The organism is Kitasatospora sp. NPDC093679 (assembly GCF_040683455.1).
Classification (GTDB): Bacteria; Actinomycetota; Actinomycetes; order Streptomycetales; family Streptomycetaceae; genus Kitasatospora; species Kitasatospora arboriphila.
The window spans coordinates 1-7,952 of sequence record NZ_JBFBDW010000045.1; the positions used below are offsets into that span (position 1 = coordinate 1).

The 7,952-nt window shown below is 72.6% G+C and carries 4 protein-coding genes; 1 reads left to right on the plus strand and 3 read right to left on the minus strand.

The features are described 5' to 3' along the window. Positions 1-599: 599 nt before the first annotated feature. Positions 600-3,068, plus strand: a complete 2,469-nt coding sequence (locus tag AB0O09_RS28805; protein WP_363546351.1) for a Helicase associated domain protein — start codon at positions 600-602, stop codon at positions 3,066-3,068. A 2,035-nt stretch (positions 3,069-5,103) separates the two neighbouring features. On the opposite strand, the gene AB0O09_RS28810 is transcribed toward AB0O09_RS28805, so the two are convergent. The 3 genes from AB0O09_RS28810 to AB0O09_RS28820 form a co-directional block, all read right to left on the minus strand. After that, on the minus strand, positions 5,104-5,367 hold the full coding sequence (locus tag AB0O09_RS28810) for a hypothetical protein (RefSeq protein ID WP_363546354.1): 264 nt from the start codon (positions 5,365-5,367) through the stop codon (positions 5,104-5,106). Positions 5,368-5,987: 620 nt separating this feature from the next. Continuing rightward, positions 5,988-6,764 (minus strand): hypothetical protein, encoded by a 777-nt coding sequence (locus tag AB0O09_RS28815; protein ID WP_363546357.1) that lies wholly within the window; start codon positions 6,762-6,764, stop codon positions 5,988-5,990. Between the two features lie 666 nt (positions 6,765-7,430). Then, complete coding sequence (locus AB0O09_RS28820; RefSeq protein WP_363546358.1) at positions 7,431-7,700, minus strand: hypothetical protein; 270 nt, start codon at positions 7,698-7,700, stop codon at positions 7,431-7,433. Positions 7,701-7,952: the final 252 nt, after the last annotated feature.

Below are 7,952 nucleotides of genomic sequence, written 5' to 3' on the forward strand. Positions count from 1 at the left end.
CGCTCGGTTACCCGCTCCGCGGGTAACCGAGCGGCAAGCCGCTCGGCAGCGAAACGGCTCCGCTGCGCTCCGCCGGGATTCCCGCGCAATCGCGGGAATCGGATTCCGGTTCTCGGAATCCTGACAGTGCAGCAATTCGCGCAAGCGCGAATTGCGTGCTCCCCGCTACGCGGGGAGCACGGCTGGCTAGAGGGGTGGGGCGGGGTCGTGTGCATCGTGCTGCCCGGCCTGTGTAACTCTTCGGTTTGCTGGTGGGTGCCTCCTCCTGAGGGATCGTCGACCTCGGTGGCGGGTGGCCGGCTTAGGCAGTGAGCGGCTCCGCTGCCCTCCGCCGGAGGCCTTCCGTGCGACCGGCTCTGCTCGCCGGATCGGGTTGATGTCCTGTCAGGCTACCGTGACCCTCCTCCCAGGACTAGACGGTTCCGCAGCTTCTGACCCGGGTTCGGCTCGGCCGGGTGTAGCCTGGATACATCACGTATTGCACGGATGATGCACTGTGTAGCACTTGGAAGTATGAGGGACCTCCTCTGGGCCGGTTCGGTGGAGGTCGAGAAATCCGCTCCTGAATTCGCGCTCGAGCCCGGGGAGGGAAATTCAGAATGCCTGTGAAGCTGCGGCCGCATCAGGAGGAATTGGTCGAGGTGGTGGTGCGCGGGTTCGACGTCCCGCCCGGTGGCACGGTGCCGGCGGACGGGCTGCGGGTGACCGCGATCTCGCCGTGCGGGAGCGGGAAGACCGTCAGCGCCGCGCACGTCGCGCTGCAGGTCGCGCCGCGCGGCCGGGTGCTGGTCCTGGTGCCTACGCTGGACCTGCTGACCCAGACCGTCGAGGAGTGGCTCCGGGTCGGGCACGAGGGACCGGCTGTGGCGGTGTGCTCGCTGCAGGGCGACGGGGCGCTGTTCGCCGCGGGCGTGCGGTGCACCACCAACCCGTTGCAGCTGGCCCTGTGGCACGGGGACGGGCCAGTGACCATCTACGCCACCTACGCCAGCCTGGAGGTGCTGGAGGTGGCCTTCCTGGGTGCGTACGGGGCCCGGCTGGAGCCGATGAACCTCACGGTCGTCGACGAGGCGCACCGGACCTCGGGGTCGCTCGGGAAGGCGTGGGCGGCGGTTCACGATCAGGGGCGGATCCCGTCGGAGCGGCGGTTGTACATGACGGCGACGCCGCGGATCTGGCAGGAGCGGTCGGCGGGGTGGGAGCCGAGGGAGGGTGCGGTCGACCGGCTGCCGGTGGAGCTGGCGGCGTCCATGGATGATGAGACGATCTTCGGCAAGGTCGCATACAAGCTGTCCATGGCCGAGGCGGTCTCCAGAGGCATCCTTGCGCGGTATCAGATCATCGTGGTGGAGGTTCCTGACCCCTACCTGACCCGGGAGCGGCTGTACGGGCCGGAGCGCAACGAGGAGGAGGCCCGGGGGCTTCGGCTCGCCGCGACCCAGGCGGCGATGCTGCGCGCCGCGGCAGAGCACCACCTGCAGACCATGATCACTTTCCATCGGCGGACCGTCGAGGCTGAGGCCTTCGCCGCCGGCCTGCCCGCGGTCGCGGCGCAGCTGCACGCCGACGACCCCAGCCTGTACCCGGAGGAGGTGTGGGTGGATTGGCTGCACGGCGAGCATGGGGCCGCCCATCGGCGGTCTGTGCTGCGGGAGTTCGGCCAGCAGACACGTCTCGCGCTGCTCGCGAACTGCCGGGTCCTGGGTGAGGGCGTGGACGTGCGGGCCGTGGACTCGGTGGCTTTCCTGGACCCGAAGGGCTCCCCTGTCGAGATCGTGCAGGCGATTGGGCGGGCGCTGCGGCAGAGGCCCGGGGACGACAAGCTGGCCTCGCTCGTGGTGATGTGCTTCACGCAGCCCGGGGAGAGCGAGGAGGACATGCTCACCTCGGCCTCCTACCGGCCGCTGGTGCGGGTGCTGCAGGGCCTGCGGTCGCACGACGAGGAGGCCGTGGAGATGCTCGCCACCCCCACCACCAACTCGGCCAAGCAGTGGCCGGTGCGGATCGGGGCCGCGCCCGGCGAGGGTGAGGAGGAGAACCGGCTGCTGGTGCGGTTCTCTTCGAAGCGGGACCCGTACTTCCTGGCGAACCTGGTGTCGTTCAACGTCATCAACGTCGAGCGCGCTGACTGGAACCGCGGGTACCTCGCGGCGCAGGCGTTCCGGAAGCGGGAGAAGCACCTGCGGGTCCCCTACGACCACCGCGAGGGTTCCTACCCGCTGGGGCGGTGGGTCAGTGAGCAGCGGCGTGCGCACGCGGCCGGGGTGATGGAGGGCGGCCGGTACGGGCGTTTGGAGGCGTTGGGGATGGTGTGGGACGCGGTCGAGGGCGCGTTCCAGGAGAACCTGGCCGCGGCGCGGGTGTGGTTCGCCGAGCACGGCACGCTCGCGGCCCCGCGGGGGGCGGTGGCGCTCGGCAAGCCGGTCGGGCAGTGGTTGTCGAACTGCCGCAGGCCCGGCGCCATGGCCGGCCGGCCCCACCGCGCGCAGGCGCTGGCCGAAATCGACCCGGATTGGAACCCGGACTGGTCCGTCGACTGGCAGCGCCACTGGGCCGCGGTGGCCGCGTGCTTGGACGGTGGCGCCCGGGTGGAGGATCTGCTGCCCGGGGTCACCGTCGACGGTGACGACATCGGCCGCTGGGTGGAGCGCCAGCGTCGCCCCGCCGTCTGGCGGTCCCTCCGGCCGGGCCAGCGCGAACGTCTCGAGCGCCTCGGCATCGAGCCGCACCCCTCCCCCGCACCGCGGGGCGCAGCGAAGGGTTCTGCAGCGGCGGTCGGCGGGGGCGTAGCGGCGGAGGACTTCCGGGGCGCGGCGGTGGGTCGGGGGAGGGCGGCCGGTGGGGGTTCTGCGGCGTTCCGGCGGGGTGTGGCGGCCCTGCGGCAGTATGCCGAACGGGAAGCCCGTGTGGTTGTCCCGCGGGGCCATGTTGAGGTGTTGGAGGACGGGGTCCAGGTGCGGCTGGGGGTGTGGTTGTCGAACGCCAAGAGCCGCCGCGACCGCCTCGATCGGGAGCAGCTGGCGCAGTTGGCCGGGCTGGGTCTGTCTTGGGCCGTGGTCGGGTCTTGACGGTGGTGGGGTCGGTTCTGCGTTGCTGTCCTCTGCGGGGTGGGTCGGGCGGGGTGGGTCGGGCGGTGGGGCGGTGGTTGGGGATCATGGGCGGCTGCGTGTTCAGGTCGCTTGGTGATGGGCCGCAACGGATGTGTGGGTCCTCGCGGGGACGGGTGGGCCTGGTGCTTGATGGGCTGCCGGTGCCCGGGCCGCATGGATGTGCTCGTGGAGCTGCGTTTGAGCTGCTGATGCCTGTCTTGTGTGTGTCCCTGCCCTGCTGGCGGGCTGCAGTGTTGTGGGAGCTCGCTGGCGTGGTCCTCCGCGGAAGTGCGGAGGAGGGGCGGGTGTGGATCTGTGGGCGGAGCAGGCGGCGCGGTAGATGGCGGTGGGGGTCGTCGTGAAGGTGCCGGAAGGGTGGGCGGGTGCGGGCTGTGGGGACAGGCGGGCAGGTTCGGCTTGGGCCTTCGCGGTGGCGGGTACGTGGTGTTGGGCCGCCTGGGTGGCTTCTTGCGCGTGTTGTTCCCGCACCGGGGCTTCGCCGCGCTCGCGTCGCGGTTCCGGGAGAGCTACGGCTGGGGGGTGTCGTTGTGGAACTCACCTGCCGCTTGTTGGGTGCCTTCGACCTGGTGGTGTTCCGGGACGCGCTGCAGTGGGGCGGCGGCCGCGAGGGGGTTGGACGCTGACGCTCGATCCTGCGTTCCGGCCGGCCGAGCCGGGCGCGGCTGGCGGCGCGGACCGTCGTCCGGGCTCCCCCCGGTCGGGGATCCGGCGGAGACGGTCGAGCGGCTGTGGGTCCTGCTTGGGCGGCATGTCGAACACTCCGGTGCGCCGCCGGAGATGTCGGCGCCTGTCAGCGGGGCGCGGCTGGCCGCTGCCGGGCGCTGCCTGGGCCGGGTGCTGCCTGCTGATCTGCGGGTGCTCTACCTGGAGGCGGACGGGGCGGTGGCAGCGGGGTGTTGGGCGGGTGCTGGTGGATGTCGCTCGATGCGGTGCTGTCCGGGCGCGACGGCTGCATTGGGGTTGCGACCTGGTTCGGCTGGGATCTCGGCTGGAACCGGGTGGTTTTCGATGCCGACCCGCCGCACAGGGTGCGCTGTTGCTCCGGGTATCCGGGCTGGCTGCCGTTCGCGACCCGTTGTGGCGGGAACTTCTTGTTCCGTGGATCTCGCTCCGGCCGTGGGGCCGTGTCGGCCAGGTGGTCGAGGTCGGTGGGGACTTCGATGACGGTCCATGTTGCGTCGTCTCCTCCGTCACCGTCTGGCTGGACTGGGTTCTGGGCCGGACCGATCCGCGCGCCTTGTAGCAGTCCGGGCGAGAGGTGACGCCAGTTGGTGGCCTCCACCCTCGACAAGCAGCTGCTCGCTTCGGACGTCCAGGCGGTCCACCTCAACGACGCCCCTCGTCTGTCGGCCTTGCCCCGCTCGCCGCCACTGCGCGCCTGCGCCGCCTGTACCTCAACCGCTGTGCCACCGCCGACCTGACTCCTGTTGCCGCGCTGCCTGTCGAGGACCTGGCCGTTGGCCTCGCCGCCGACGCCGGCCTCACCCCGCTCACCGGCCACCCGCACCTCGTCTCACTCGCCGTTGGTGCCGCCACCCCGATCGATCTCGCCCGCTGCGCACCCTCCCGGCGCTGTGCCCCCTCGTCCTGTCCGGCTGCCCCGCTGTGGATGTGGCGTTGTTGGGCGGCCTTCGCGGCTTGCGGTACCTGGCTCTCTTCCCCGCCTGGTGGACCGCTCTGGGCGCTGGTGGCCTTATCCCTGGCCGACTCGCCGGCGCCGTTTGGCCGGCGCGTCGGTGCTGGCCGACGCCTTCGACCTGTTGGCCGTCCTCGGCGCCGGCACCTCCAGCGCCTATCACCTTTCCGGCACCGTTGACGGTAACTCCTGACCTCCCGGGCGTGGGGAAGCCATGGGTGAGGCGGGTGGGCGGTCCGGGGCTGCTGCGGCTGTGGAGAAGGTCGTGGCGGGGCAGCGTGGCGGGGGTGCGCCCTGGCGGTATGTGGGTGGTCGGGTGCCGCTCGACCGGCTGTTGCGGGATGCCATGGCTACTCGTCAGGGCGGTTCGTGAAGCGCCGGGTCGGGTGGGCGGGGTTCACTCGTCGCGGGTGGTCGTGCGTGAGTGGTCGTGTGGGTGGTGGCGGTGGGGGCGGTGGGGGCGGTGAAGGCCTCGGCGAGGATGAGGCGGATGTGGCGTTCCTCGACGCCTGCTTCCCGGGCCGCCCGGATCCTGGCGGCGATGTCACCGGGCAGGCGGTTGCCGGGGCGTGTGGCCCAGGTGCCGGTGTCGTCGTCTGCCGCGGTGTCGTCGCCGGTCATGGGCGCGCCCGGGCGGCCGGGCACGCCGGTTCGTGTCGGGTGGTGGCCACTGTCTGGCCGCCCGGGAGTAGGTGCTCCGTGCTCCGGACCCGGCGGCAGGTTACGGCCGAGGACGGGCTGGCCGCTTTCACCGTGGCGGGTGCAGGGGGCGGCCCGGGGGTGGGCGCAGCGGTGCGTGCAGGCGGCCGAAGGGGTGGGTGCCCGGTTGGGGAGCTCGTCATCTCCTGCGTGTCCCACGCTCCGCGGTCGCCCAATCCGGGCTTGCCCCGGTCGGGGCAGCAGTGGATTGCTGCGGTGTGCTGTGGGGTCCCTGCTGTGACGGGTACTTGGTCTGGGGGTGTTCGGTGGAGCAGCCTGGTGGGGTGTTTTGGTGACCTGATCGACCTGCTGCCCAGGGACGGTGTCGCCGGCGGCGCCGCTCTCGTCATCGTCTGCCTTTGGCATCGGTCGGTTGTACGTGCGGCGCCGATACACCGCTGACAGGACATGGCTCCGCTGTCAATTCCTGGTCCCTCATCGTCGACGCTGCCCGTCTGCCGCCTGTGCCGTGGCCCGGCCGGGCCGGGCCGGGTGGGCCGGGTGGGCCGGGTGGGCAGGGTGGGTGGGCCGGGTGGGTGTGCCTATGGCCAGTGGATGAACGCCTCGCCGGGCTCGCGCGGGCCGGCGGCGTCGTCGCGTATCCCGGGCAGCGCCCGGCTGCGGCCGTAGCCGGTCAGCGCGATGCGGTCGTCCTCGATCCGGACGGCGCCCACGGACTCGTAGAGGCCGAGGGCCCTGGCGACGTCCCGGGCCACCACGACCTTCCAGGAGGTCAGGCCCGCGGGCTGGCGTTCCTCGAGTTGGTGGCGGGCCGTCAGTTCGTCCCAGACCGTCCGGGCGGCTTCGTCCTCGGTGAGTGGCCCGGTGTTGAGGCGTCGCCACAGGGCGGGAAGGCCTGCGCTGAAGTCCGCCGGGCCTTCGAGGTGGAGGCGGACGGACTGCCAGCCGCAGCGGGAGTCCTCGAATCGTGACACGGCCGCGAACAGCGCGTCCTGGAGCGCTGCGGGGGCCTCCCGTAGGTGGCCGGCTGCGGGTCCGGGGCGCAGCCGTGGGCCGTCGGTCGCGACCAGGTCGGCGATGTGGGCCCACGCCAGCAGCACCTGCACACCGCGCAGGGGCGCGGCGGAGCGGGGGCTGGTCTCGTTGCCGCCGGTTTCCAGCAGATCGACGAGTTCCCGCGCGTCCGCGCGCAGGAGCTGCCCCGTCGTGGTCAACTGCCTGCCCCCGCCGACCCATCCGATCAGGGCGAGCATCTGCCCCACCGCCGTCGGCAGCACCCCGGCTTCGGTGCGGCCGGTTTCCCCCGGCCCGGGTACGGCGTCACGCGTCGTCCCCGGGCGCGGCTCGGTCTCCAGCACGAACTCATCCCTTCCCCCCGGCCCGGGAGTTCCCCCTGGCCCCCTTCACCGTATGTCAGAGCGGGTCGCCGTCTTGCCAGGGAGCACCCCGGGCCCGGCGGCGGCGCGATCTGGGTGCCGGTCGGTGGGGCCGGCGGCGGGCGCTCTCGTCGGCGGGCGGCGCGTTCGCGGCGAGCCGGGCGACCGTGGGGAGGAGGGCGGGGATGTCGTCGTCGGTCGGTCGTCTGATCGTTGTTCTCGTGGCGCAGCCGCTGTGTTCGCTGCTCGGCGAGGTCGGTGAGGTCGTTGGCGGGAGCGCGGGCGGGCGTGTCGGGCAGGGCAGGGCGGGCCGCTGCCGTCGTGGGTGAGCGGCACGATCCCGCCGAAGTCGCTGTCGGTGGGCGGGAGGCGGGGGCCGGTCGGTGGAAGAGGCCGCGGGGCGGCTGCGCGGTCGGGGCCGGGCGGGGTACGTCCCCCGTGTCGGCCGCGTCGTCGGCGTGGGACCGGTGGCCGGCCACCGACGGCAGGCGGTCCTGCGGGTCGCCCTGGGCGTGGAGGCCGTTTGGGGCGAGGAGGAAGAGCGTGGTGGCGTTCACCGTGCCGTGGTCCCGGCCGGCGGCGGGGGGACATCGGCCTGCGGGTGCCCGGCCCGCGGCGGGGCGGGGCACTGTTGCGGTGCCGCGCCGGTCAGGTGGTTGCGGTCTTGGCCGGGAGAAGGCCGCCCCGCCGGGTCGGCCAGGTCAGGGCGAGGACCAGGGGATTCCTCACCACCCAGTACCCGGGATGCACCCAGCCCCGCTGCTTGTCGAACAGGCCCGGCCCGTTGTCCCTGCACAGGTGGCGCATGAACCGGCCGTAGGCCGGGCCGCCGGCCACGAGCAGCAACGGGGACGCGAGCAGGGCCCCGCCCCAGACGGCGCACCGCAGGAGCGACTCGGAGAATCCACCATGTTTCACCGGTCGAGTATGGCCTGCCGGTCGGGCCGTGCGGAGATCCGAGTCCGTGGTCGGCCTGTCGGTCGCAGCCGGCCTGGGCCCGGGGGGCGCCCGCGGTCCGGCGCTGGTGCGAATCGCCGCATATCCGTCAGGTGGGAAGGGGCGGAGGTGAACCGTCACAGCGGGGGCGGGGGTTTTCGGTCCCCGGGCTACTGGAGCGAGGTCGAGGGACGATCCGTTTCCACGGCGGCTGCCGGCGGCGGGCGGGTGCGT